At 61.0% G+C, this 25,900-nt stretch carries 25 protein-coding genes; 9 read left to right on the forward strand and 16 right to left on the reverse strand.

Translation table 11 applies throughout. The features are described 5' to 3' along the window. The 5 genes from PQQ86_RS36795 to PQQ86_RS36815 all read right to left on the reverse strand — a co-directional run bounded on the left by PQQ86_RS36795 (nt 1) and on the right by PQQ86_RS36815 (nt 5,776). On the reverse strand, nt 1-1,098 hold the full coding sequence (locus PQQ86_RS36795; protein WP_408278634.1) for a sugar ABC transporter substrate-binding protein: 1,098 nt from the start codon (nt 1,096-1,098) through the stop codon (nt 1-3). A gap of 434 nt (nt 1,099-1,532) precedes the next feature. Next, nucleotides 1,533-2,267 carry a FadR/GntR family transcriptional regulator gene (locus tag PQQ86_RS36800; protein WP_408278638.1) on the reverse strand — a complete coding sequence of 245 codons (735 nt, stop codon included), beginning with the start codon at nt 2,265-2,267 and terminating at the stop codon, nt 1,533-1,535. Between the two features lie 168 nt (nt 2,268-2,435). Next, nucleotides 2,436-2,834: an RcnB family protein gene (locus tag PQQ86_RS36805; RefSeq protein WP_408278641.1), complete on the reverse strand. Its 399-nt coding sequence runs from the start codon at nt 2,832-2,834 to the stop codon at nt 2,436-2,438. A 270-nt stretch (nt 2,835-3,104) separates the two neighbouring features. Beyond that, the gene (locus PQQ86_RS36810) at nt 3,105-4,475 is read right to left on the reverse strand and encodes an MFS transporter (protein ID WP_408278644.1); all 1,371 of its coding nucleotides are present in this window, start codon (nt 4,473-4,475) and stop codon (nt 3,105-3,107) included. A 50-nt stretch (nt 4,476-4,525) separates the two neighbouring features. Further along, a complete protein-coding gene (locus PQQ86_RS36815) occupies nt 4,526-5,776 on the reverse strand; it encodes a metal-dependent hydrolase family protein (RefSeq protein ID WP_408278650.1) in 1,251 nt (416 codons plus the stop codon). Between the two features lie 405 nt (nt 5,777-6,181). On the opposite strand from PQQ86_RS36815, the gene PQQ86_RS36820 reads away from it, so the two are divergent. Then, nucleotides 6,182-6,388, forward strand: coding sequence for a hypothetical protein (locus tag PQQ86_RS36820; protein WP_054034863.1), 207 nt, complete (start codon nt 6,182-6,184; stop codon nt 6,386-6,388). Between the two features lie 40 nt (nt 6,389-6,428). After that, nucleotides 6,429-6,587 (forward strand): hypothetical protein, encoded by a 159-nt coding sequence (locus PQQ86_RS36825; protein WP_408278653.1) that lies wholly within the window; start codon nt 6,429-6,431, stop codon nt 6,585-6,587. A 53-nt stretch (nt 6,588-6,640) separates the two neighbouring features. On the opposite strand, the gene PQQ86_RS36830 is transcribed toward PQQ86_RS36825, so the two are convergent. Both PQQ86_RS36830 and PQQ86_RS36835 read right to left on the reverse strand, forming a co-directional pair. After that, on the reverse strand, nt 6,641-7,045 hold the full coding sequence (locus tag PQQ86_RS36830; protein ID WP_408278656.1) for a VOC family protein: 405 nt from the start codon (nt 7,043-7,045) through the stop codon (nt 6,641-6,643). A 117-nt stretch (nt 7,046-7,162) separates the two neighbouring features. Next, nucleotides 7,163-8,029, reverse strand: a complete 867-nt coding sequence (locus PQQ86_RS36835; RefSeq protein WP_408278659.1) for a TetR/AcrR family transcriptional regulator — start codon at nt 8,027-8,029, stop codon at nt 7,163-7,165. A gap of 174 nt (nt 8,030-8,203) precedes the next feature. On the opposite strand from PQQ86_RS36835, the gene PQQ86_RS36840 reads away from it, so the two are divergent. The 5 genes from PQQ86_RS36840 (at nt 8,204) to PQQ86_RS36860 (ending at nt 13,241) form a co-directional block, all read left to right on the forward strand. Further along, nucleotides 8,204-9,541, forward strand: coding sequence for an MFS transporter (locus PQQ86_RS36840; protein WP_408278662.1), 1,338 nt, complete (start codon nt 8,204-8,206; stop codon nt 9,539-9,541). Between the two features lie 73 nt (nt 9,542-9,614). Continuing rightward, nucleotides 9,615-10,832, forward strand: coding sequence for an acyl-CoA dehydrogenase family protein (locus PQQ86_RS36845; protein WP_408278664.1), 1,218 nt, complete (start codon nt 9,615-9,617; stop codon nt 10,830-10,832). 13 nt (nt 10,833-10,845) lie between these two features. After that, the gene (gene hpaC / locus PQQ86_RS36850; RefSeq protein WP_408278667.1) at nt 10,846-11,382 is read left to right on the forward strand and encodes a 4-hydroxyphenylacetate 3-monooxygenase, reductase component; all 537 of its coding nucleotides are present in this window, start codon (nt 10,846-10,848) and stop codon (nt 11,380-11,382) included. A 2-nt stretch (nt 11,383-11,384) separates the two neighbouring features. Next, nucleotides 11,385-12,101, forward strand: coding sequence for an EthD family reductase (locus tag PQQ86_RS36855; RefSeq protein WP_408279444.1), 717 nt, complete (start codon nt 11,385-11,387; stop codon nt 12,099-12,101). Nucleotides 12,102-12,254: 153 nt separating this feature from the next. Further along, nucleotides 12,255-13,241 carry a LysR family transcriptional regulator gene (locus tag PQQ86_RS36860; RefSeq protein ID WP_408278669.1) on the forward strand — a complete coding sequence of 329 codons (987 nt, stop codon included), beginning with the start codon at nt 12,255-12,257 and terminating at the stop codon, nt 13,239-13,241. A 55-nt stretch (nt 13,242-13,296) separates the two neighbouring features. Here PQQ86_RS36860 and PQQ86_RS36865 read toward each other — a convergent pair whose 3' ends face one another. The 5 genes from PQQ86_RS36865 to psrA form a co-directional block, all read right to left on the reverse strand. Then, on the reverse strand, nt 13,297-13,983 hold the full coding sequence (locus PQQ86_RS36865) for an MgtC/SapB family protein (protein WP_408278672.1): 687 nt from the start codon (nt 13,981-13,983) through the stop codon (nt 13,297-13,299). Between the two features lie 27 nt (nt 13,984-14,010). After that, the gene (phnY, locus tag PQQ86_RS36870) at nt 14,011-15,462 is read right to left on the reverse strand and encodes a phosphonoacetaldehyde dehydrogenase (RefSeq protein WP_408278674.1); all 1,452 of its coding nucleotides are present in this window, start codon (nt 15,460-15,462) and stop codon (nt 14,011-14,013) included. Next, a complete protein-coding gene (phnA, locus tag PQQ86_RS36875) occupies nt 15,459-16,754 on the reverse strand; it encodes a phosphonoacetate hydrolase (RefSeq protein WP_408278676.1) in 1,296 nt (431 codons plus the stop codon). The genes phnY and phnA overlap by 4 nt, the downstream gene beginning before the upstream one ends. A 29-nt stretch (nt 16,755-16,783) precedes the next feature. Beyond that, nucleotides 16,784-18,088 carry an MFS transporter gene (locus PQQ86_RS36880; RefSeq protein ID WP_408278678.1) on the reverse strand — a complete coding sequence of 435 codons (1,305 nt, stop codon included), beginning with the start codon at nt 18,086-18,088 and terminating at the stop codon, nt 16,784-16,786. Between the two features lie 180 nt (nt 18,089-18,268). Next, nucleotides 18,269-19,360 (reverse strand): iron-containing alcohol dehydrogenase PsrA, encoded by a 1,092-nt coding sequence (psrA, locus tag PQQ86_RS36885; RefSeq protein ID WP_408278681.1) that lies wholly within the window; start codon nt 19,358-19,360, stop codon nt 18,269-18,271. A 101-nt stretch (nt 19,361-19,461) separates the two neighbouring features. Here psrA and PQQ86_RS36890 point away from each other — a divergent pair, with 101 nt between their 5' ends. Further along, entirely contained in the window at nt 19,462-20,355 is an 894-nt protein-coding gene (locus PQQ86_RS36890) for a LysR substrate-binding domain-containing protein (RefSeq protein WP_408278683.1), read from the forward strand. Here PQQ86_RS36890 and PQQ86_RS36895 read toward each other — a convergent pair. Continuing rightward, the gene (locus PQQ86_RS36895; protein WP_408278686.1) at nt 20,309-20,686 is read right to left on the reverse strand and encodes a zinc-binding dehydrogenase; all 378 of its coding nucleotides are present in this window, start codon (nt 20,684-20,686) and stop codon (nt 20,309-20,311) included. The genes PQQ86_RS36890 and PQQ86_RS36895 overlap by 47 nt on opposite strands. Before the next feature lie 124 nt (nt 20,687-20,810). Between PQQ86_RS36895 and PQQ86_RS36900 the strand changes: the two genes are divergently transcribed. After that, nucleotides 20,811-21,401 (forward strand): TetR/AcrR family transcriptional regulator, encoded by a 591-nt coding sequence (locus PQQ86_RS36900; protein WP_408278688.1) that lies wholly within the window; start codon nt 20,811-20,813, stop codon nt 21,399-21,401. Here PQQ86_RS36900 and PQQ86_RS36905 read toward each other — a convergent pair. The 3 genes from PQQ86_RS36905 to PQQ86_RS36915 all read right to left on the reverse strand — a co-directional run bounded on the left by PQQ86_RS36905 (nt 21,398) and on the right by PQQ86_RS36915 (nt 25,627). Then, entirely contained in the window at nt 21,398-23,869 is a 2,472-nt protein-coding gene (locus tag PQQ86_RS36905) for a c-type cytochrome (protein WP_408278690.1), read from the reverse strand. The two genes, PQQ86_RS36900 and PQQ86_RS36905, sit on opposite strands and share 4 nt — an antisense overlap. Further along, a complete protein-coding gene (locus PQQ86_RS36910; protein ID WP_408278691.1) occupies nt 23,853-24,368 on the reverse strand; it encodes a (2Fe-2S)-binding protein in 516 nt (171 codons plus the stop codon). The genes PQQ86_RS36905 and PQQ86_RS36910 overlap by 17 nt, the downstream gene beginning before the upstream one ends. 107 nt (nt 24,369-24,475) lie before the next feature. Next, the gene (locus tag PQQ86_RS36915; RefSeq protein ID WP_408278694.1) at nt 24,476-25,627 is read right to left on the reverse strand and encodes an FAD-dependent monooxygenase; all 1,152 of its coding nucleotides are present in this window, start codon (nt 25,625-25,627) and stop codon (nt 24,476-24,478) included. Between the last annotated feature and the right edge of the window lie 273 nt (nt 25,628-25,900).

Below are 25,900 nucleotides of genomic sequence, written 5' to 3' on the forward strand. Positions count from 1 at the left end.
TCACCCTTTGATCGCGCCTGTGCGTGGCACGATCTGGGCTTTCGTGCTTTTGCCTTCATAGCGCGTCGAGGTGTTCAGGTAAGGATCGACAGTGCCCTTGGTGACGAATTTCAGACCGGTGTTGATATTGGCCGGCCCAACGAGTCCGCCGGACGAAAGAAAGATGAAGGCCTCCAGCACCGTATAAAAACCCTGTACATAGGGTTGCTGGTCGATCGTGAAGTCCAGGAAACCTTCGTGGATCAGATCGACCGTGCGCGGCAACAGATCAAAGCCGCCGCCGTGCACACCTTTGCCGGGCAGGTTGGATTCTTTCATCACCTCGGCAACGCCCTGGGTGCTGCCCGCATCCACAGCAAACATGCCTTTGAGATCCTGGTGGCCGAGAAAGAAGGATTTGATCTTCGATAGTTCTTCGTTGACGGTCGCTCCCGTCGCGATGGTCTGCACGTCGATCTTCTTGCCCGATTTCTTGATTGCAGCCGCTGCGCCGTCAAGCCGGGGCTGAATGTTGAGTTGGCCAGGCGTGGCGATAAAGAGCGCGACGAGGCCGCTGTCGATGAGGCTTACGATTCGCTCGCCCATCTGGTAGCCAGACAGATAAAGATCCTGGCCGATATAGGCAAGGCGAGGATTCGTCGAACCCGAGGGCGCATCGGCGTTATAGGCGAATACGGGAATGCCGGCGTCGAGCGCGGCCTGGATGGGTTTGTCGAACGCCTTGGGATCGACGATCGGTACAGCGATTGCGTCAGCTTTCCCGGCAATCGCCGCGTTGACCGCGTTCACCATTTCGCCGATGTCGGCATTGGCCGAGCCGGTCCATTGATAGTCCATGCCCAGCAACGCGGTCGCATCCTGAATGCCGTATTGCGTGGGAACGAAGAACGGATTCGTTGTGACGTGGTTGACGAATACGATCTTCCACCGTTTATGCGCCGGGAACGATCCGGCTTCAGCCGCCTGCGCCGGCGTGATCATTCCACCCATTAGCGCCAGTGCTGCGGACAGGCCCGCGCCCTGCAGCAATCCGCGACGCATGCCTTGCACTTCGTCCCGTTCGTCCTTTTGGTCCTTGCCTTCCTTCGCTTGCGTCATCTCAGTCTCCCGTCTCTCAGTTGTTGAACACTTCAATGTCCATGACGGCGCAAGCAGGAAAAGCCCCGGCAAGAACAGCACCGGAGCCGGGAATCATTCCTTTCATGAAACCCACGTGCACGCGCGTACGCATGACTACCCTCCAGAAAATGCTATATCACGCTCTTTTGCCTACTAATCGATGTATACCCTTAACTAGTCCGACTAATTAAATTTTTGCGGTGCAGCGTGGTGCTCTGTATTCGCGTCCCGCCGTGCTGCGCAACACGATGACAGCAAAGGGCTGGCCCGCCAGCCGCAGGTCGTGCGTTGTCGAAATGATCTGCACGATACGCCACTTTAATAGTATTACTATCCAGTTAGCATCTGGAAGGAAAGAGACAGGAAGAACGAAACGCCTCGCTCAATGGTTTGGCTGAGCCGACAAGCTCGTATCAGGGTTCTGTTTGAAACTGGCTGCCGGTTTCCAGAACGCGCTCCGCGTCCGCGCGCGCATTGTCGAGCTGGACCAGACTTGCATGCCGCGCGCCCAACGGGTCGCGACTCTGGATTGCAGTGAGAATCGCCTTGTGCCGCGGCAACGAAAGCGCGTGTGTGTCGGGATGACGACTCGTCAGCTTGATCGATTCCGTCAGGGCAAGCGACAGCATGTTGCCGATATAGGCCAACAGGTCGTTGTGAGTGGCCGCCATGATGGCGCGGTGAAACTCGAGGTCAGGATCCAGTAACGCGCTTGCCGTTTCCGCGCGCTCCATCTGATCGTAAGCCGATGCAATACGCGCAAGATCGTCGCTTGTTGCAGCCGTGGCGGCGAGTGCCGCTGCCGCGGGTTCGATAACGCGGCGCACGGTCAGGAGCGAGCTGAAGAACTCGCCTTCCGGAACGCTGTTGATCGTCCAGAACAGGACATCGGGGTCAAGCATGTGCCACTCCGCGCGAGGCTTCACAACACTGCCTACACGCGTTTTCGACACGACCAGCCCTTTCGCCACGAGCACACGGGTGGCCTCGCGCAGCACGGGGCGGCTAACGCCATAGCGCTCGCACAAGTTGGCCTCAGCAGGCAATCGCTGGCCCGGTTGTAGCTTGCCGCCGACGATATCCATGCCGAGCTCCTGCACAATGCGGCCGTGCAGGCTCTTGCGCTGCTGCAGATGACGATAGTCCATGGTCAACGATCGCGGTCGTGTCCGGCTCAGATTTTGCGCCGACCGGTGCGGCGTTCTGGATGGCACTTACCTCGTCGTCGACACAGATAGAGCTGGGTAGCGTGGAGATACTTGCCGGTCCAAGCATAGCACGCGACATTTGGCACTAATCGAGTCCAGCTCGATTGGCTAGTGCCCGGCTAGCAGGACATTGGCGATGACACCCGTTGCGATGGCGGCGAGTACATAGTCCCCGTTCACGCCGACCCACTGATACCCGCGCGGCGGCGCTTGCAGGCCGTGCTCGTGCCAGTTGTCGACAACGTAATTACGGTCGCGGTACTCCGTCGGAAGCCGCTCACCCTTGTGCCAGTCGTTGTGAGGAACGGGACCGCCCGGCCCTCCTAAAGACGCATCGTGCGGCGCCGGCCCGTGGCCATGTCCATGTTGGTCCCCGTGACCCGGATTCTGTCTGTCATGCGAAGGCTGGCCGTGGCCGTGATTGTCGTCATGCTGCTGCGCAAAGACGGCAGTGGACGTGCCGAGTAACGAAATGATCAAAAGCGGTGCGACGATTGTCAACTTCATGGCTTTGCCTCTGAGAGAATGACGCGATAACAATGTGGCGCTCGAAGCTGTATCTGTTGCGAAACGCCTGCTGCGTGTTAATTACCTGGCTACGCGACGTAGTTCGCTCATCAACGCTCACCACGTCCGTGCTGGGAGATAATGTCATAAGAATGCCTGTTCGCCAAAACCGCGCGCCATGGCTTCATGGATTCAAGTCGCGTGACACAGCGGCGTCATCGGAGCGTGCCCTGACGGCGGTAGCCAGGTTGGGTCCGCAGCTTACTTTCCTTACTGTTCGATTTGCCCCGCTGCAATATCCTCGAGCGATCTTCCGCGCGTCGGCACTCCCATGAGTAGCACGGCCATTGCACCTGTCAGCAGCACAAGCGTTGTCGCACCGAACACCCCGCCAAAGCCCAGCTTCGGATAGACGTACCCGACGAGGATAGGCGCCGCAATCGCACCCAATCGGCCAACTGACGAAGCGAGCCCGGTGCCCGTTGCGCGCACGTCGGTGGGAAACACCTCGGGGGTATAGGCGTAAACGCCGGCATAGGTGCCGTTCATGAAGAACGACAGCAGGATTCCCGACACCATGATGCCGGCATCCGTACGCGTCAACGCAAGCCCAAGCGCCGATACGCCGCCCAATATCATGTATGACGCGATCGTCGCCTGCCGGCCGATCTTCTCGTTGAGCCACGCGCCTGAAAAATATCCCGGGATCTGTGCAAGGTAAATCACGAGCGAATACGAAAAGCTGCGCGTGATCGTCATTCCGTTCTGAACCAGCAAGCCGGGAATCCACGTGAAAAAAGCGTAATAGCTGAACGTGATGGATAGCCACATCAGCCACGTCATGGCTGTGATGCGCGCGAGTTTCGTCGCCCACAACGCCTTGACATTCGCGACAATCGAGGCCCGTCCGGCTGCGAGCGGAACGACCCCGTCGCGCACCGGGGGCAGCGGCTCCAACACGATGCCCGCTTGAGTGACCTCCGCTTCCATCCTCGACACGATCGCATCGGCCTCCGCGTGCCGGTCGCGCGCCTCGAGCCAGCGTGGCGACTCGGGCAACGCGCGACGCCACCAGAGCAGCATCAGAATGGGCAGCGCGGTGATGACCATGACCGCGCGCCATGCATTGGGTGCGAGCGGGATCACCAGATAGCCGAGCAATGCAGCCGCTACGAAGCCGAAGGAGAAAAACCCTGCGAGGCTGCCCGTGAAACTCCCGCGATACCGCCGCGCGACGAACTCCGAGAGAAACGGCGCGACGATGGCGCTTTCCGCTCCCGTTCCCAAGCCGGCGACAATCCGCGTCGCGAGAAAAAATCCCCAGTCGTTCGCCAGTGCACTGGCAAGCGACGCGACACAGTAAATCACGAGCGCGTACATCATGACCTTGCGCCGGCCGATGATATCGCCGAGCATGCCCGCCAGCATCGCGCCGACGAAATAGCCAATGAATGTGCCGCTTCCCAGTACGCCCGTCTGTACGCTCGTCAGCCCCCATTGCGTGCGCAACACGGGCAGCAGGAAAGCGAGCACGGCGGCGTCCATCGCATCGAAGGTGTAGCCGAGGCCGCCCATTAATAGCAGACGGCGGTGAAAAGCTGAAAACGGCAGGCGCTCGATGCGGGCGGAAATCATCGTCATGAACAGGCTCCGATAGGGACTGTGGGGCACCGCGGACGAGCGTACTACGGTCAATATCTTTCGAGTTCGTTGACGAAGAGCCGGCCATCCTTCATCACGAGCGGAATATGCTCACCCTGACCCAACAGGCAATCGACGGACTTCAGAGGATTGCCATCGACCACCAGCACATCGGCATGGGCACCCGGCATGATTCTGCCGAGCTTGTCCTGCATACCGAGCACTTCCGCGCCAACGAGAGTCGCGCTCACAATCGCCTCGGCTGGTGAGAGAACCTCGGCCAGGATCCGGAATTCATCGCTTTGCAGACGCTGTGCCTCGCCGAGCAAGTCCGTGCCAAAACCCATCTTGACCCCGGCGCGCTTCATGATTTCTATCGAGTGCATGCCGGCGCCGTGCACGTCCGCGACCTTGGCAATGCTTTCCGGCGGCAAACCATATTTCTCGCCTTCGCTTGCAAGGGCGTCGTAAGTAACAAGGGTTGGCACGACATACGCGCCGCGCTCAGCGACGAGGCGGGCGGTCTCATCGTCAATCAGATTGCCGTGTTCGATCGTGCGCACGCCACAGCGCACCGCGCGCGCGATCGCTGCAGCCGTATAGGCATGCGCGAGCACATAGGTGCCGCGCCCTTGAGCTTCCGCTACGATCGCGCGAATCTCATCTTCGGAGTAACCGAATGCGCCCACCGGATCGGTCGGTGAAGCCACGCCGCCCGAAGCCATGATCTTGATCTGGTCGGCGCCCATCTGCAGTTCCTCGCGCACGGCCCGCCGCACTTCATCGACGCCGTCCGCCACGCGGCCAAGCGCACCCACACGCACGCAGCATCCGCAGGGCGAATCGGGCGGCATGTAGTCGGAGCGAGCGCGCGGATCGGCGTGACCACCGGTCTGGCTCAACGCTCGACCGGATACAAAGAGGCGCGGACCTTCGATCAACCCTGACTCGACCGCCTGCTTGAATGGATACCCGGCACCCCCCGCGTCGCGCACGGTAGTGAAGCCACGGCGCAGCATTGCACGCATGATCGGCACAGCGCGCAGCGTAACCAGCACGTTAGGCAGCGTCGCCACGCGCGGCAGGTTGAACTCGATCGCGACGACGTGCACATGCAGATCGATCAGCCCCGGCATGATCGTTTTTCGTTTGACATCAATCACGCGCGCGCTGCCGCTCTTTATCGGCTTGTCGGAAACCTCGCGGACGAAACCGTCCTCGATAAGGACTTCGAAGCCTTCTAACAGATCAGGATGGGTAGGGTCGAGAAGTGCGCCGTTACGTAGGAGGAAGGTGGTCAACGGTTGTCTCCTTCAGGTTTCGATCGCAGCGCCCGGCATCCGGAATTCACCTCGAGTATGCAGGCGGGCATATGGAAGCGCTGCCAGAATGGTCACAGAATCAGTGTGACACGCATCACGTCTGTGCGCTAACGAACACGTTGTGCGAAGCGGCACGCGATTGCCGCTCAACAGGCCATGCTGCGCCGCGACGGCTTCACGAAGATGCCGTAAAAATCCCGAAAAATTTTTTCCCAAATATTGATCTATTGGACAACTCAGCATTAAGATGAATGCCATGGCGCGCGACATGTCACCCGAACGCAAGGTGACAGCCTGCAGTAGCCATCCCCGAATCGATCCTGCTCGCGTAGCGAGGCCAACGGATCAGGTTCCCAGCAAAGCAGGATTGGCCAGGAGACGGAGATGCTCAGTCCGCATGAATTCGCGACCCTCATGCTGCTCAAGGATGCGCCGGACTGGCTGAGTCTGGACGGTGCCGATCTGGAAGCGCTCCTGGACCGTCAGCTCGTCACGCTGGAGAACCTCCCTTCCGGGCAACAGCGCCCTCTCATTACCCACGACGGACAGATGTTTCTGAAGGCTGCCGCTCGTATCCTGAACGACGAATGACACGTATCGCTTGATCTGTTTCACAGTCAAGGAGTGTTCCGTGGCCGAATCGTGGACAGGAATCGTTGTGGGGCTGTGTGGGTTGAGCGCTGCCGTGCTGCTGGTCGCCGTTCACTATTGGCGCGAAATGATGCGGCGGCGGAAACTCAGCCGGATGGACCATCGCGATTGCTGGGAAGTGATGCGCGACAGGCGCTGATGGCAAGCGCACGTCGCTGACGAAAAATGTCTGCGATCCCGTTGCCCAGAATGTTAGAGGTAGAAAGTGCCTCGATACTTCTCGTCGGCATCTGACCGGGTATTGATTTCAACGAGAACGCCGCCCGGTACTTCACAGAAAAATCGCGAGCCGCGTTCATGTTTGAACACGCCGGTTTTCATCACGACGTCTGCTGCAACCAGCTCATCATAGAGCGTGCGAACATCGTCGAGGGTCACCAGTTCAAAGCCGATGTGAAAGTTATGCGGCCACGTGACCGGATGATCAGCGGCGTCATCGATGACGATGTCGAATCCGGGACGCTTCAGAAGCCAGCTCGCGCCTCGCCCGGCGACGGTACAGCCTAGATGAGCCTCGAAGAAAGTAGCGGTGGCGCTCACATCGGACGAGGGGAAGCTCACGTGATTGAGCTTCATGGTGGTGGTGATATGGGTCATGTCGATCTCCGTTGAGTTGGATCGCTCGTTGCGTTCCGTACAGAGAATGTTACGAGTAAAAGCTCGCGTTCAATACTCGCGTCGCCGAGTTCGCATCGACAGCCGCTCAGCCCCGTCCTATGGGCGTTTCAGCCCGCGCGAACCCGCCTTGCGTACAGCCTGCTCGCGTTTGCTCACGGGTTGCGGCGTATCTGCGGCAGACGAATCGTCATTGTGTCCCGCACTCGACATCATCGTCAGATAGCCCAATACGGCGGCCGTCACGCGGCGAGTGAGTCCAGTCGTGTCTGTCTCCTCGCGCTCGCCGGCGGCGTCGACGAGCCCACGGACGATCGCCATCAGATCGCTCGCGGCGACAGCCACGTCCTCTTGTGGAGGCAAACCGTCACGCACGAGGACTTCCAATAGCACGCTGCGCACCGATCCGGTGCTAGCCAGCGCCATGCGCAGTTGCGGCCTGCTCTCCTCGACGTCAAGCAGCCGTGCAAGCATGGGTCTCGCGAATTGCTGCCGCACTGAGACGCCGATCAGATGGGTGAGCGCGACCGGTCCGCCGGGGTGATCGAGGGCAACCAGGGCATCCCGATAGAAGCGTTCGTTTTCACGCTGCATCAGCGCGATCGTCAACGCATCCTTGCTGGGGAAGTACTGATACAGCGAACCAATGCTGACGCCGGCGCGTTCCGCGACCGCGTTCGTATTGAACCCTTCGAGTCCCTTCGTTTCAAGCACCTGTGCGGCCGCTTCGAGCAAGGTGGCGACCATGCGTTCGGAACGGGGTTGGCTGGGTGCCCTGCGCGGTTTGAGCGGCGATGGATTCGGCTGTCGAGGCATACGGCAATCAGGTGGTTGGGTGGCAACGAAGGGTTCGGTCGAGGGGTGGTCGTCCGGCTCGATGTGGAAGCAAGCTTGCCACAAAGTCATCACGTTGGTCGACGTCGACGCCAGCAGCAAGAAGTGATGTGCCGCGTTGGATGACTTCATTCATCTGCATGACTCGTCATGCACGCCATTCATGTCGTTCATTTTTGTCCTGAATTTGACCGTCGTTGATCCCGGCCATATTGTGCGGACATGCCTGCCCCGTTCGCATCGTCGTACCTGCCGATCCGTGTTGTCGAGAGGCGGGATCTCCAACACTGTGATCTGCGAAATGCCATGAATCCTGACGCAACAGCTACGCTTGCCCCCCTATCCGACCTACGTCCGACCAGCAAGGTTCGCCGCGCGGTGACGACCGCAGTGCTCGGTCAGATTCTCGAGTGGTACGACTTTTTTCTCTATGGAACCGCCGCCGCGCTGGTGTTCGGCCACCTGTTCTTCCCCATAGGCACCGACCCACTGACTGGGACGATTGCGGCGTTCGGCGGCTTTACGGTCGGCTTCATCGCCCGTCCAATTGGCGGCGTGCTCTGCGGCCACATCGGGGATCGGTACGGCCGTAAGACGGTCATGATGCTGACGCTGTTGATGATGGGCAGCGCGACCGTCTGCATGGGTCTCTTGCCGACCTATCAGCAAATCGGCATCGCGGCCCCCATCTTGCTGGTTCTGCTGCGCATCGTGCAGGGTCTTGCTGCGGGTGGGGAGTGGAGCGGCAGCATTTTGCTGATTCATGAGAACGCGCCCGCATCGAAACGCGGTGCACTCGCTGCGTGGAGTCCCTGCGGCGCGGCATTCGGCTTCGTTCTCTCCACTGTGGCGTTCCTGCTCGTCCAGACGCTGTCGTCTTCCGACTTTCTAAGCTGGGGCTGGCGCGTGCCGTTCCTGTGCAGCGCGGTGTTAGTCGCGCTCGGACTGTGGATGCGCCGCTCCGTAGATGAAAGTGCCGAGTTCGCCGAGGTCAAGGCCGCGCACCGCGGCAGCCGCATGCCGATTATCGAAGTGCTTCGCCAATGTCCGCGTCAGGTGATGACTGTTTTCGGCCTGCGCTTTGGCGAAGGCGCTGCGTCGTACATCTTCTTTGCTTTTTCGATTGCCTACGGCCGGTTTGTCGGCCTGCCATCGAGCTGGATTCTGGGTGGATTGACGGTATCAATGCTGTTGATGATCCCCGTTTCGCTCGCAATGGGCCACGTGACGGACAAAATCGGCCGCAAGCCGGTTTATCTCGCCGGCGCGATTGCAATGGTGCTGGTCGCCTACCCCTACTTCCTGTTGCTCGGCTCGGGTGTGCTATGGAAAGTCATCCTGGCGCTCGTCCTCGCCAACAGCATCACACTGGGCATCCTCGAAGGCGCTCAGCCTGCTTTCATCAGCGAATTGTTGCCGGTCCATCTACGTTTCTCGGGTCTTGGCATCGGCCGAGAGATGTCGTCGGTACTCGGCGGCGGCCTGTCGCCGATGATCGCGACCGCACTGCTCGCTCACTATCGTAGCGCCACGCCAGTCGTCATTTACCTGGTTGTTCTCGGACTGATCACCGTGCTGGCGACCTGTCTTGCGCCGGAGACTTTCCCGAAGGCTTTGAGACTTCAGGCGAAAGAAAGCGCTTAACACCGTCAAGCGGCAGCGCTGAGGCGCCGCCGCGCCAGACGGATCGACTATTCAATTCCTATACCCTGCCATCATGCAAAGCCTTCAAAGTGCCAGCCTTCCGACGCATGCTTATGAGCCTCGCGTCGTCGATCAAGCCGACCCATATCCGGAATACGCGGGTCCCCTTTCCCTCGATGTTCTGATCGAGGAAATAGAACGTCGAAGAGACGAGTTCGATCAGTTGTCGCATGTTCCACGCGACATGATCGCAAAGATGAAACGCGCAGGCATCTTTCGGGCAAGTACGCCGCGCCGCTTCGGTGGAGATGCGCTGCCGCCGCCGCAGTTTCTACGCATGCTCGAGCGCATCGCAATCGCCGACGGGTCGACCGCGTGGGTCGCCGCGTTCGGATCGGCGAACACCTATCTTGCGTCGCTCCCAATCGAAACGCAGCAGCATATCTATGCAAAAGGACCGGACCAGTTATTTGCCGGCGGACTCTATCCGTTGCAGCCGGCCGCCAAAGTGCCGGGTGGCTTCATGGTCAGCGGACAATGGCGATTTGCAAGCGGCTGCAAGGGTGCGGACTGGATCGGCGTAGGGATCGGCGGCACGCCCGCCAATTCGGGTGACACTGGCGCAGGAAAACCGTTCACCGCCGTATTCCCTGCGCACGAGGTCGAGATCGTCGAGAACTGGAATGTCGTCGGCATGCAGGGCACCGGCAGCCATGATCTGCGACTTCGCGACAAATTCGTCGACGCGCAATGGACATTCGTTCGCGGCGGCCAGGCGCTGATCGACGAACCGCTCTACCGCTATCCCGCCGTTGCGTACCAGGCGCAAGTGCATGCCGCCGTCAACATCGGCCTCGCGCGTGCAGCGCTTGACCTGCTGACCGACATGTCCGGATCGACTAAAACCACCACCGGTGCCCCGCGTCTTGCAGACCGCGGCTACTACCGCTCCGGCCTCGCGAAAGCGGAGGCGAACTGGCGCAGCGCTCGCGCGTTCTTCTACGAGTCCGCCGAATCGGCGTGGCAGACAATCCTCGCCGGCGATCCTGTGACACAGAACCAGGCCAATCTGATGCGCCTCAGTGCGACTCACGCCGCACAACTGTGTGCCGAGGTCGTGATGCAAGCGTATCAGTTGGCAGGCATCGCGGCGATCTACCGCGAGAATCGGTTGCAGCGATTGGTGCGCGACTCGATTGTCGTGACGCAGCATGCGTTCCTTGGAGAAGGCACCTATGACGCATCGGGCGCGCTGTTTGCCGGCATCGCGCCGGTAACGCCGTATCCCTGATGAGAGGACAATCATGACTATCGACGACACCAAACGGCGTTTCCGCGATGCGATGGCGTGCCTGCCCGCGGCCGTCAACATCATCACCACGGATGGCCCGAGCGGACGTTGCGGGATTACCGCAAGCGCAGTCTGTTCCGTGACAGATGCGCCGCCGACAATGCTCGTTTGTATCAACCAGGCCAGTTACGTACACGATGTTCTGCATCACAACCGGAACGTGTGCATCAATGTGCTGGCTGCGGAATGTCAGGACGTCGCGCGTGATTTCGCGGGCATGACGGCCTGTCCGATGGACGAGCGGTTTGCACGTCATGCGTGGACGATCGGGCATCAGTCGGCGCCGGTCCTCTCGCATGCGATTGCAAGTCTCGAAGGCGAGATTGTCGACTTCAAGAGTGTCGGATCGCATTCGGTCATGTTTGTCGAAGTCGGGCATATTTCGATCAGATCGGAGGGCGACGGACTGATCTACTTTGGTCGGCAGTTCCACCGCCTTGTGCGGCCAGAAGCAACGGCGCAGTCCGTCGTCGCAAGTGCTGCGAGGTGAACGTGGAAGTCTGTCTATTTCTTTTCGGCTACCGCAATGGCATGCATCGGGAGCCGCGCGACATCGATATATCGCTTATTCAGGCAGCGTCCCAGAACGCGGAAGGACTGCGGCGCTTCGTGATCCATCGCTCTGTCGAGTCGGCGGATGACGATCCTCTGTCAAAAGAACTGGCTTTGAAGCCACGCTGGGTGCTGCAGTGGTATTTCGACGATCTCGATCCTGTTGAAGCCGTGCTTCAACGCGGTGGTGCGGCACACACGATCGTGGAGCAAGCGATAGACGCCGCCCAGGACCGCCCTGCATTCGCGCAGCAACTCATGGCGGTGAGAAAATTCGCTACGCCGAATGTCCTCGACACCGGTAATCCGTCTGAAAAATGCACGTATCTCGTCGGCTATGAAGGAGAAGCCCACAATTTCAATGCGTGGCTGACGCACTATCTGAAGCATCATCCCCCGCTCATGGCGCAGCTACCCGGTATTCGTGAGCTGGAAATCTATACGCGGGTCGACTATCGAACCGGTTTAGATATTCCGCAAGCAACCGCCATGCAGCGGAACAAAGTTGTCTTCGACGATCCCGCGGCGCTGGCCGCCGCGTTGGCCTCGCCGATACGTGCGCAGATGAAGCAGGATTTCGACGCATTCCCGCCGTATAGTGGACCGGCCGCGCATTTCCCTATGCACAGCATTTACGGTAACCTGAAGCGGACGTAAAGCCGGACGCGGATAGCCCTAACGGGTCGGCCGCTGTCACGTCCTGCTCTGCGAACCGGATACTGTCGCACCGAAAGTTGCGCGTCCGTTTTAACAGCCAGGGTCTGACGCAGCGCGATCGTCAGACTCCTTCACTGCCGCGATCCGAACGTCATGACAAAGTCGCACTCTGGCATTACGGATTTGAATCTGCTGCGCGTGTTCCTGGCCATTTCGGATCTACGCAGCCTGACCGCCGCGGGCGAACGCCTCGGGCTCACTCAACCTGCGGTGAGCCACGCGCTGCGCCGGCTGCGTGGGTTGTTCGACGATCCGCTCTTCGTGCGCACACCCAGCGGCATGGTGCCCACGGATGCGGCACTGCGTTTGCACGCACCACTCACGCAGGCGTTCGAGATCATCAACGGGGCCGTGCAGCAGCTCGCGAAATTCGACCCCGCTACTACGACGCGCGTATTCCGCGTGTCGATGTCGGATATGTCGGAGTACTTTTTCCTGCCGCCGCTGCTCTCGATGCTCGACCGTACTGCACGCGGCATCCGGATCGAGATCGCGAATGTCTCCGTCGACTCCGTGAGCGCCGCGATGCGCAGCGGTGAAATCGATCTCGCGCTCGGTTACGTTCCGGGTCTGGATTCAGGGTGTGTGAGCAGGACGCTATTCTTCGACGAACATGTTTGCGTTGTGCGGGCAGGTCACCCTTTGCGCAAACTAAAGCCAAGCAAGGAAGACCTCGCGGGCTTGCGCTACGTCTATGCGAGCACAAACGCAACCGGACACCGGATGGTCGAGCAATGGCTGGAGGAATTGAATCTGCGCCGGGATATCGTGCTGCGCCTGCCTCATTTTGTCGTTGCGCCCGAGATCGTTCAGAATACCGATCTCGCCGTCATTTTCCCCAGGAGCATCGCGCAGCGCTTCAACCGCAACAAGTCCTTCCGCATCCTTCCGTTGCCTTTCTCGTTGCCACCCATTGAAATTCAGGTCCTTTGTCACGCCCAGTTCTCGGCGGATCCGGGAATCGCCTGGCTGGTCGACGCCATTTACGATATGTTTCATCAAGCCGATCCGCCGGAAGGCGCAGAGCGTAAACGGAAGTCCTCTACTGTCGGCAAGACTGGGCAAGCAAAGCAGGTTTAGGATTCTGGGTCCCTTGAGGATCGGCAACTGAAACGGACTGCATGAACCACTCCTCTCAGTGCACTTCGATCTCCTCGACCTCGCGCACGCCGATCAGCCCGCAGAGCATGTTGCGATAAGCAACGAACTCATCGGCAGACATGCGCGACAGCGAAATCGTGATCAGTTCATGCTGTTCGTTGTCGTCGTCGGCGCTTACGCTGATCTGTCTGATGCGAGGCCCGTCATCACCGAACACGCGGCACAACACCGGCAACGTGATCGCCCCTCGATCGACCTGGAGGCGTAGTTCCCGACGCAGCTTGCCTTTCGTGCGCAACTGGCGCGCAACCGGCTTGACCCAGGTGAGTGTCGTCAGAATGATCACCGTTGCCGCTAGCGCCAATACGTAGAGTCCCCCACCCGCCGCGAGCCCGATGCCCGCGACCGCCCAGACACTCGCCGCCGTTGTTAACCCTCGCACCACCTCGCCGCGCAGCAGAATTGCGCCGGCGCCAAGAAATCCGATCCCCGACACGACCTGCGCCGCGACACGTGATGGATCGAGTGCGATGTTCGGCATCGAGCGGGTGTCTTCGAAGCCAAACGCCGAGACGATCATCACGAGGGAGGACGCCACGCACACCAGCATATGCGTGCGCAGTCCGGCCGGAAACGCAAACCGCTCCCGCTCGAAGCCGATGACGCCGCCCAGCACCGCCGCAAAGAGCAGCCTTGCGATCAGTTCGATATTCCCCGGCATCACACTCTCCTTGTTTTTCGTTTCTTGTCAGCCCCAGGGCAGCGTAAAGGTCTTCACGTTCGTAAAGCTCTTCATCGCTTCCTGGACCCCTTCTTTATGGCCCAGCCCCGAATCCTTGATACCGCCGAACGGCGTCAACTCGATCCGGTAGCCGGGCACTTCCCAAACGTTCACGGTTCCCACGTTGAGTTCATTCGCGAACCGCGTGATGTTCTCGAGACTGTCCGTGCAGACGCCGGACGACAGGCCATACGCTGTGCCGTTGGCTATCTGGATAGCGTCGTCGAGATCGTTGAATGCAATGATCGGCGAGACCGGACCGAACGTCTCCTGCGCGACCAGCTCCATCGAGGGCGTGACCCGATCCAGCACGGTCGGCGGAAAGAGCGCACCCTGACGCTCGTTGCCGATCAATAGGCGTGCGCCCTGTGCGATCGCTTCATTGACCCGCGCCTCGAACAACGAAGCGGCCGCTTCGTCGATGACCGTGCCCATGTCGCTGTTGGCGTCGCCCGGGTCACCGCACTTCCACGCCCGGGTCTTCTCGACCACCAGCTCGGTGAAGCGATCAGCCACCGTCCGGTGCACAAGAATCCGTTTGATCGCTGTGCAGCGTTGCCCGGAGTTTTTGTACGAACCGAGCACCGCAAGGTCCGAAGCGCGCTCGAGATCGGCATCGTCCATCACGATCAGCGGATCGTTGCCGCCAAGCTCCAGCACCACCCGTCGATAGCCGGCCCGCGCAGCGATGTATTTGCCGATGGCAACGCCGCCCGTGAACGTCACCAGCGCGACGTTCCGGTTTGTGATCAGCTCGTCGGCAATCTCGGCCGGATCGCCGGTCACGACCTGTAGCATCGGCGGCGGCAGCCCGGCTTCGTATAGCAGATCCGCCAGGTAGTACGCGGACAGCGGCACCTTTTCCGACGGCTTCAGCACGGTACGGTTGTTGGTGGCGATTGCCGGCGCGATCTTGTGCGCCACCTGGTTCATCGGGTGATTGAACGGCGTGATCGCCGTAATGACGCCGAGAAGCGGTTCGCGCTGCGTAATCACGCGACGCTTCTTTCCGTGGGGCGTGAGATCGCACGAGAACACCTGGCCGTCGTCGCGCAATGCCTCGCTCGCGGAGAAGTTGAACACATCGGCCACGCGCCCGATCTCGTAGCGCGAGTCTTTCATGCACAGACCCGATTCGAGCGTAATGAGCGCGGCTGCTTCTTCAGTCCGGCCACGCAGCAGTTCCGCAGCGCGGTTGAGGATCGATGCGCGCTCAAAGCGCGACAGCGTCGGCCGGTATCGGAGCGCGACATCGTAGGCGAGGCGCACGTCGTCGACCGACGCCTTCGGCACGGTGCCCACCACGTCCCCGGTGTAGGGATTGGTCACTTCGATCACGCGGTCGCGCGTCAGCTTTTTGCCGTCGATGCGCAGCGCCTCTTCGCGAAACTGCGGTGGTTTCAGATCGATAGGGTTCATGCGTGTTGCTCCGGAAGCGATGCAACGGCGGGTTGATCCTGAAGTGCATTCAACGCGATATCGAATACGTCGAAATTCCTCAGGGTCCGGCCTTCGAGCGCTCCGGCAAGCGAACGGTTGAACAGCAGCGGCACGGTCTGCTCCGACAGGCCGCCGTGCGAGCGCAAGGGCACCGTCAGTCCCGAGAGATCGTGCGCCGCAGCGCTGCTGCCGAGCACATAAGACTTGTCACTGATGACGACGAGGTCGCCCACGCGGTCGGGTGGCAATTCGAAGCGTGCGCACGCTTCTTCACGGGTCAACACCGCCTCGATATGCGGCAATCCAGCCAGCCGCCTGCGCAGTTCGACGCCGTCGTCACCGGCCGGCAGATACACCGTCGCGTACGAGCCAAGTGCTCCATGGTGGCGGACATACGGATCCGTGATCGGCAGGATCACGCGTACACCGCCTTCTTCGACGCCGCGCCCGAGCCAGTCGTCGAGCAGATCCTGCAGATAGATGATGTTCGGCTCGCCCGTCTTCGGATCGTGCTTGGCGTTCATCCCGTGATCCGCTGTGATGCCAATGACGGCTCCCAGTTCGTGCAGACGAGACAGATACCGGTCCATCATTGCGTAAAACGCGTTCGCGCCATCGGTGCCAGGGGCAAACTTGTGCTGGACGTAGTCGGTCGTCGACAGATACATCAGATCCGCGCGATCGTTTTCGAGCAGCCACACGCCGGTTGCGAAGACGAATTCGGAGAGGTCCGCGCTGTATACCTCGGGCAGCGGCTTGCCGACGCGCTCCAGCACCTGATCGATACCGTTTGCTTCGACGGTGGCCTCGTCGGCCTTTTCCGCAGACAGGCAGATTCCGCGCAGGCCATGGCCAAGCAGTGCGCGCAGCTTGTCTTTCGCCGTGACCACCGCGACCCGTGAACCGGCCTCAGCCGCTGCTGCCAGCAGGGTGCCGGCCCGCAAATAGCGCGGATCGTTCATCAGCACCTCGCGGCCACGGCCTTCGTCGGCATCGCGGTCGTAGAAATAGTTACCGCAGATGCCGTGCACGGCCGGTGGCGCCCCGCACACGATCGAAAGATTGTTCGGGTTGGTGAAGGATGGCATCACGCATTTCGCGTGCAGCGCCGTGCCGTTTTCGAGCAGCTCGCGCAGGAACGGCGTGGCGCCCGCTTCTGCAGCCCGATTCAGATAGTCGTATTCGCATCCGTCGACACAGACGATAACCGTCGGCCGATGTGGCAAGCGATAGCTTCGGCCGTTGACGGCAATGGTGGAGCGTGGATTCATGTCGAAGGTCCTCGTTGTAGGGCGAAGGTTCAGAACGTGCGCCGGATGAAGTAAGTGCAGACCGAGCTGAGCAGCCCCACACATGTGATGTAGAGCGCAATCCACCACGGCTGCAGGTTGCCGTAGTGCAGAAGCGCCGTTGCGACGAGCGGCGTGATCGAGCTGGAGACAATGCCCGAGACCTGGTACACGATCGAGATGCCGCTATAACGCACCCGCGTATCGAACAGTTCGCAGAACAGCGCGGCCTCGGGACCGTAGACGAACGCGTAGATCACGCCGAGCACAATCACGATGGTCGCGGTCACGGCGGTGAGGCTGGTCGAGTAATGAAAGACTGCAAGGGCCGGCCACGCGCTCAGACCGCAGGCAAGTGCACCCCAGCCGAACACTTTGCGGCGGCCGATCCGGTCCGACAGGCGCGAGGCGAGCGGAATCATGAACATCAGCACCAGTGCGGCAAGCGTCACGGCCACCAGGATCGCCGACTTCGCATAGTGATGGATGCCGATCAGGTAGCTCAGCGCGAACACCGCATACGTGTTGAAGATCACACCGTCGATATAGCGCGCGCCCCAACCCAGGAACACGTTCTTGCGGTAATCGGTGAATACCTCGCGCGCCGGTACTTTCGCGACCGCATGCGTGTCGCGAATCTTCGTGAACGCGGGCGTCTCGACGATGCGCAACCGGATAAACATGCCCACGGCAACGAGCAGGATGCTGGCCATGAAGGCGGCCCGCCATCCCCATTGCAGGAAAGCGTCCGGCGTCAGCCAGGTCGTCAGTGCGGCCACCACGCCACTGCTCAGGCACAGGCCGATTGCGAGCCCGATCTGTGGATAGGATGCGTACAGGCCGCGGTGTTTGCGGGGCGCGTACTCGAAAGCCATCAGCACCGCACCGCCCCATTCGCCACCAAGGCCAATGCCCTGCAGCAACCGCAACAACAGCAAACAGGCCGGCGCCCAGATGCCGATCGACGCATAGGTAGGCAGTATCCCGATCAGGAACGTGGACACGCCCATGATGGAAAGCGTGAGCACCAGCAATGGCTTGCGCCCGAACCGGTCGCCGAAATGGCCGAAGATCACACCTCCGAGCGGCCGGGTGACGAAGCCAACCGCGTACACCGTATAGGCCAGCATGGTGGAGACGAAAGCGTTCCCCGTCGGAAAGAAAAGCTTGTCGAATACAAGTCCGGTGATCGTGCCGTAGAGGAAAAAGTCATACCATTCGACCGTCGTGCCGATCAGACTGGCCAAGGCAACCGACTTCACAGACCTGGCGTCGACGCTGACTGCCGGGCCTCCTGCAATATCCACTGCTTCCATTGCTTGTCTCCTGATAGTTGCCGGGCCCGTGACGTCGTGTGACGTCCGCTGCCTCGGCACTTGCCGTTCATGCGGCTTTTGTTGTGCTGCAAGATACGCCGGTACGAAACCGGATGTCTCTTTTCCTCCTCTATCACCGTCGCGTGATGCTGATCCCCTTGCCTCGCTGCTGCGAAAACTTCAGGCCGCTGCGGCGATGAAATTGCGTCCGCGTGGCCCACTGAGTGCGTGCGCAATCATCCTGTCCGACTCCTCAACACTGACGCCGTAGCTCGAGAACGATGTACGCACGCCAAGCGCTTCGAGAAAATTGGTCAGGTAGTCCCGCGCATCGGCCAGTGGGCACGGAAAGACTTTCGCGAGCACAGCATCGCGCGCAGTGTTCTTTCCAAGCGCGAGATCCAGCACCATCGGCAGCGTGAACGAACACGCGATGCCATGAGGAAGACCGTGATGAATCGTCATCTCATACGAAATGGAATGCGCCAGGGCGGTTTTCGTGTTCGAGAACGCGAGCCCGGCTTTGAGCGCCGCCAGCGAAGCCCGTTCGCGTAGCGTCCGGTCCTGCAGATTCGCGACGAGCGCCGGCAGCGTGGCCAGCATGTCGCGCGCGGCCGACACGGCGAATTCGTCGGAGATCGGGTTCGCGTTGACGTTCCAGATGGCTTCGAGTGCATGAGATAGCGCGTCGAGACCGCTCTGCACCGTGACCGAATGCGGCAGCGAGAGCGTGAGATCCGGATCGACGATCGCGGCCTCCGGCCACGTCTGCGGGAGCTGCAGCGAATACTTGCGCTGCTTGATCGTGCGGTCCCAGATCGTCGCCCATGGTGTCACCTCACTGCCGGTACCTGCGGTAGTCGGCACCGTGATCAGCGACTTCACGCGCGGCGGTGTGAACGGCTTGCCCGTATCGAGCAAGGCCAGCAGTTCGTCGAACTCATTGCTTTCCGTACCGACCATCAGCGTTTTGGCCGTGTCGAGTACGCTGCCGCCGCCGATCGCGACGACAACGGGGCAGCCCTCGTGTCTGCGCCAGAAATCCCGGTACATCCCGGCGATATGAGTGACGTCCGGGTTCGGCTGTACATCGTCGATCACCGCGACCACGCTGTCACCGCACAACTCGCGCACACGTTGCACGAGACCGATCTGCGCCGCCTCCGCGAACGTCACGACCACGGCACGGCGGCCGTTAAGAATCTCGGGCAGCCGTGCGATACAACCGGGGCCGAAATTCACCTCTACAGGATTCCAAAAGACACCGTTCATCGTCTCCCCTCTTTTCGTGTGTGTGCGTTACGGATGAATTATGGGAAACATCGATGTATAGTAAAAATACAAATATTTCTGTCGATGTATTCAGCCAATCTATGCGACTCACTCAATTGCGCTCGTTTTACGCCGTCGGCAAGCACGGCAGCGTGACGGCCGCCGCGCGGGCGCTGCACGTCAGCCAGCCGACTGTCACAACGCAGGTGCGGGATCTGGAGGAAAGCTACGGGGTGGAGCTGTTTCACCGCAGCGGCCGTCGGATCATCCTGACCGCAGCCGGGGAAACCCTGTTCGCCATTGCCCAGCGGATGTTCGGCAACGAACAGGAGGCCATCGACTTTCTGAAGGAATCGGCAGGCCTCAGTACCGGAATCATCCACGTGGGCGCGGTCGGGCCACTCCATGCAATGGAAATCGTCGCGGCGTTTCATCTTCGCTACCCGGGATTGCGCGTATCGATCCGGCTCGGCAACTCGGAGGAAACCGTACGCGGCCTGTTGTCGTATGAAACGGACGTCGCGGTGCTTGCGCAATACGGCGCAAACCCCCTGCTTCACTATGTGCCCTATCGTCAGCACCCATTGGTCATCATCGTTCCGGCGACGCATCGACTGGCGCGCCGGCGCAGCGTTCGTCTGGAAGAGCTTCGCAACGAGCCCATGATCATGCGCGAGCCGGGCTCGACCACCCGCAAGGCGCTGGAAGACGCACTACGCAAGCACGGCATCGAGCCAAATTTTGCGTTGGAAGTGGGCAGCCGGGAGGCGGTGCGCGAAGCGGTCATATTTGGCCTCGGCATCGCGGCGGTATCGGAGCGCGAACATGTCGACGATTCGCGGCTGCGCAAGCTGACGATCCACGGCGAGCAGGTATCGACTCACGCACATGTCGCCTGCCTCGCCGAGCGTAAAGCCGCGCGACTCGTGCAGGCTTTCCTCGACGTGGTCAATCAGGTATTGATTGAGAAAGGCGCCGAGGCTGCCACAAGTTAAATCGGCTGATCCACTCTGCGTGCATATGAGGGTCATCGTCGGCGCTGTAACCGCGCAACGTTATCTTCTTCAGAAGAAGCTGCATGGAATCCAGCTCGACCGGTGCGGTTCGTCCAGGGCCGTGAGCCGCCAATTGCCCTGACAGTGCGCCGAGAATCACAAAACGCGCACCAACGCGTGCGTTGGCGATGGCAGCCTGCAACTGTTCGCCTCCGACGTTATCGATAAAAACGTCGATGCCTTGAGGCACGGCCTCGGCGAGTTGCTCGACGATCGGTGTAGTCCCACGGAGCACCGCCGCGTCATACGCCAACTCGGACATTGCGGTCATCCAGGTGTCCTCGCGCGGCGGGCACGCACGCAGTTGTCAAGCCCATCGATTAATGTGAGCATGTGGCTCATATTCACTTGAGGGCGGTGATTTGGCTACTCGCATTCCCACGCACGCTGCAACGATGCGCAAAGCCCCACGGCAAGCGCGTTCGCGCGCCACGGTCGAGGCTATTCTCACGGCAGATGCTCAGGTTTTGGGGCGCTGGGGCTGGGCTCGATTCACGACCAACGAGGTCGCCGAAGTCGCCGGTGTGAGCATTGGCTCGCTGTATCAGTACTTTCCAAACAAGAACGTGTTGGTGGTGGCGATCACGACGCGTCACTTCGACGAGGTCCTTGCGGTACTGCGCGCGATCGACGATGACGCGATGCCAATCGCGTGGCGCATCGAGCAACTAGTCCACGGCATGATCGGAGTCCACAACATCAATCCGGCACTGCATCGCATGCTGCTTGAGGAGGCGCCCTACATTGAAGGTTTGAAGGCCGCTCACGATAAGTTCGAGACGGAGTATCTCCGGCGCTATACCGCGATGGTCGCGGCGGCGGGGAACCGGCGCGGCCGGGAATCAGTTGCGGTGGCCGCGCAAGTCCTTTCCTCTGCCGTTTCGGGAGTCATTCATGATGCCGCGCACAGGGGCACGTTAGGAACGCCGATCCTGAAGCGGGAGCTCGTGGAGATGACTACCGCGTATTTGCTCGGACGACGCTAGTGTCCCGCGCGCAATCTTGCCGACGCCGATTCGAGGTTGCGCCAGGCCGGCTGCCCCGGCGCGTAGCGCGCGCGGATATACGACGCGAGCTCGGCCATCTGCTTGTCGTCGAATACATCTGCGAATCCGGGCATGTAACCCAACGATTCCGTTGCGGGCTGATCGATTCCGTGTTGCAACACATGCAGAAGATTGTCCGGTGAGGGATGGGCAACGCTCGTGTTCAGCCCCATCAACGGGCGCACGCCGAAATGGCCGACGCCGCCCGATTCCGCATGACACACCGCGCACGATGCTTCGAAAATGCGACGGCCGTTTTCGAAACCAAGTGTCGTCGTCGAGCCTGCGTCTGTAGCAATTGCACGCGCGGCCGCAACACGGGCGGACACCTCCACGTCAACGGGTGGCGACAACGAAGCGACGTAGTGAGCCATCGCGCGCACGTCGGACTCCGGTAACGTAGCAAGCCCGGCGACGACGGGTGCCATCGGCCCCGCCGCCACACCGTGCTCTGCAGAAAAGCCTGTACGCAGATAGTCGAATAGCGCTGCCTCGGACCACGGCACCGGCGACGCACGCGAAGCCACCAGCGACGGCGCGTCCCAGCCTTCCGCGCTCCCGCCCGACAGGTAGGCAAAACCGCCCTTCTCCGCGCCGATCGCATTGCGCGGTGTATGACACGCGCCGCAATGCCCTGCGCCGTCGACCAGATACTTGCCGCGATTCCACTGCGCCGAGCGCGTCTCGTCAGGGAGGAACGGACGCATGTCATGAAACAGCCAATTCCAGCCGGCCACCAGCCGTCTTTGATTGAGCGGGAACGGCAAGTTCGTTTTCGGTGGCGCGTTTCTGACCGGCGCTTGCGACATCAGATATGCGTAGAGCGCCATCATGTCGGACTCGCTCATCCTCGCGAACGCGGTGTACGGAAACGCCGGATAAAGATGCGAGCCGTCGCGCGAAACACCTTCGCGCATCGCCCGCGCGAACGCTTCGTATGACCAGGTGCCGATGCCGGTCTGCGCATCGGGCGTGAGATTGGTCGAGTAGACGGTGCCGAACGGCGTGTCGAGCGCGAAGCCGCCAGCATTGGTCTTGCCGCCCGGCACGGTGTGGCAGACCGCGCAATCGCCCGCGGCGGCGATCTGACGACCGCGTTCGAGCGTGGCCGGCGACCACAGGGAAGTATCGACGGTGGAAATCGGTGCGATCGGCGCCGGTCCTGGCAGGACCGAGCACGCGAGGCCGATCAAACCGCCCATCACGCCACCGACGCCGCCCCCGGCCAACCAGCGCCGCCAACGTGACGGACGACGCGTTTGCGCAGGCGCCGCGTCCAACATACCGGAAGGTACGTCGGCCAGCGCGCGGCGGATGCGCTCCGCGTCGAACGGAGGTGCGCGGAAACGCACTCCGGTTGCGTCGAACAAGGCGTTCGCAATCGCGGCGGCGGCGGGCGCGGCAGCACGCTCTATCGTGTCGGCCTCCGCGCTCGTCAAGGTCCGAGCCAACCCGGCAGTCGACTCGTTGAGTGCCCTCCCCGCCACGCTCAGTTCATGCGACACCGCGGCATCGCCATTCGCAGAGCCGGTTTCATCGTGAGCTGACCGGGCAAGAAAGCGCACGCCGGTGGAGCGCTCGATCGCATCGGCCACCTGCCACGACGGCAAGCCAGAGACGCGCGCGGCACCCGGCTCACCCGAACCACGGCCCGCAACCACGCGCCTGATGGCGACATCGCCAGTTTCACGATTCACGTCGACGTCCACGACCCACGCCGTCCAGCTATCGGCACCCGGATTCGGCGTTCCCGTCGTGACGCGAACAGGCAAACTACCCTTCTCAGCCGACGACAGCGGCGCGCTGTGTTCAAGCGCTTCGCCGTCGAACGCGAAGCCGCGTCCGCGCATCCAGGGCGACGGCGGCTCAACCCGAGCCGCAAGCACCCCACCCCACGCGGCACGCTCGGTCACCATGCGGATCGTTTCGCGCGCGCCGCCGTCACGCTGCGCGTCGAGGTGCTGCAGGCGCAACGCGACAGGATCGCGTTGCAGCGCATGGGCGAGTTCGTCGATGAATGATTCGCGGGCAAATGCATGCGCCTGAACAGGAATTGTCCGAGCCGCGGACGTTTCGACCGCCACGGACGTCTGAGCGTGCCGGTAGACCAGCAAAGGCGCAGCAGATTCGATATCGTCATCGCGCGCAGAAGCCTCTTTGTACTCCAGCCGCGCACGGTATTGCCACGTTGTCATCGTGCCGTCGCGCTCGTGACCGGTCTCGACCATCAGGTCCGCATAGGCCATAGCAGCTGCGTCGCCCGTTTGCGTGCGTACGGGCCATTGATACCGTTCCGACCGGTACAGCGCTGCACCGGACTTTTCGTTCCCGACAGACTGCGCACCCACAGACTCAAGCCCATGTTCATCATCACGCACCGCTACGAGGTCGTCACCGTTCTGATTCATGCGCACCTTCATGCCGCAGATATTGCGCAGCGCGGCGCACCGCGTTGACGATCTCGAAGTGCGTGCCGCATCGGCACAGATTGAAGCGCAGCGCGTCGCGGATCGTGTCGTCGTCAGGCTCCGGGTTGCGGTCGAGCAGCGCCTTCGCGCTCATGATCATTCCGTTCAGGCAGTAACCACATTGCGCCGCCTGTTCGTCGATGAATGCGCGCTGCACCGGGTGCAGCGCATCGGCCGTCCCTAGTCCTTCTAGCGTCGTGACTTTGCGCCCGATCGCAATGCTCGCGGGCACGACGCACGAACGCGTCGGCTGGTCGTCGACGATCACCGTGCACGCGCCACACTGCCCGAGGCCGCATCCGTACTTCGGCCCATTCAGCTCGAAGTCGTTGCGCAGGATATACAGCAGTGGCGTATCCGGCGTGGCACCCTGAACGGTGCGACGAACGCCGTTGACGGTGAGTGTCAGCGGACCGGCGGGCGGACTCGAATGCGCCATATCTCAGCCTGTTCACAAATGAAAAAGGACGACCTTACAGCCGAAGCACGCGGCGTGCTATGGCGCCGGCGCCACGCGCTTCCGTATTGCGTGCTTGCCACTCACACTCAGGCCGAAGCAACCTCGGCGGTCGGCGACATGAGCGGTACGTTGAACACGTCGTAGCCAAAGACCCACGACGGATCTTCATTCGTACGCAGCCACGTGTTGTTGTGGGAGACCAGTTGCACCTTGGAGGCGCGCGTCGCACGGTTCGCTTCGTACAACGCGAAAGCCCCCGCGTAGTCGGTTGCGCCCACTTCATCGAGGCAGCGCGTCAACATGGCCGCGTCTTCGATCGCCATCGCCGCACCCTGCGCCATGTGCGGCTTCATCGGATGACATGCGTCGCCAAGCAGCACCAGACGGCCACGGCTCCACAACGGCAGCGGATCGCGTTCGAGTAACGGCCATTTCGTAATGTACGGCGACACGTCGATCAGATTCTGCACGTCCGGATGAAAACCCGCGAACGCCTCGCGCATTTCTTCGCGGCTGCTTTCCATCATCGACACCCCGGTGGGCCACTCGGCCTGCGGCACGCCCGTGACGTAGTAGTACTCGTCACGCGCCTCGGTCACGTAGTAGACCATCATGTGACGGTCTTCCGACCACCACTTCACGCACATGTCATACGGCTTGTGGCCGAGCAGCGACGCGGGGAAGACCGCGCGATGCGCAACATAGCCCGTATAACGCGGCGGTTCCGAGCCCAGCAGGTGATCGCGGATCTTCGAGTTGACGCCGTCCGCGCCAATCACGATGTCGGCCGTCTCGACAGAGCCGTCCGTGAAGGTCATGCGCACGTCGCTGCCGGTGTCCTCGACAGACTTCAGGCATTTGCCGAAAACGATCGTGCCGGGCGCAACCGCCTCGGTCATCAGCGCATGAAAGTCGCCACGATGGACCGTCAGATAGCTCGCGCCATAGGCCTTGAGCGCGTGATCGCCGAGCGGAATCTGCGAGATCGCTTCGGCCGTTTTCCAGTCACGGCTGTACCAGAAGTCGGGATGCGAGCCCATCACGTTCAGAGCGTCTTCGCAGCCGATGCGACGCATGATCTTCATCACATTCGGCCCCAGGTGAATACCCGCACCAAGGCGCGAAAACGCCTGAGCCTGTTCGTAGAGCCTGACGTCATAACCGCTGCGTTGCAACAACGCGGCAGCCGCCGTGCCGCCGAGGCCAGCGCCGATAACGGCGATACGGGTTTTTCTCATGATGTTCTCCTGTTCGTGCGCCCGCCCAGCGACATGCTTCGACGGTCCGGTTGAGTTCGATTAAATGTAGCGTACACATTAGAAATTCTTTCGACAACAAAAATTTTTTGTGTACTCGAACGCCGAATTTTTCGCCTATATACGCGCAAACTCGCTTTAATCCCTCTTGTCGTCCTTCCGGAGTATTTTTATTCTGTTGAATTTTTATAATGTACACACTAGACTTTGCTTCAACGTACGACGCCGTTCGCAGTCGCAAGGCGCCGGGCATCA

This window comes from Paraburkholderia sediminicola (assembly GCF_046026675.1).
Classification (GTDB): Bacteria; Pseudomonadota; Gammaproteobacteria; order Burkholderiales; family Burkholderiaceae; genus Paraburkholderia; species Paraburkholderia sediminicola_F.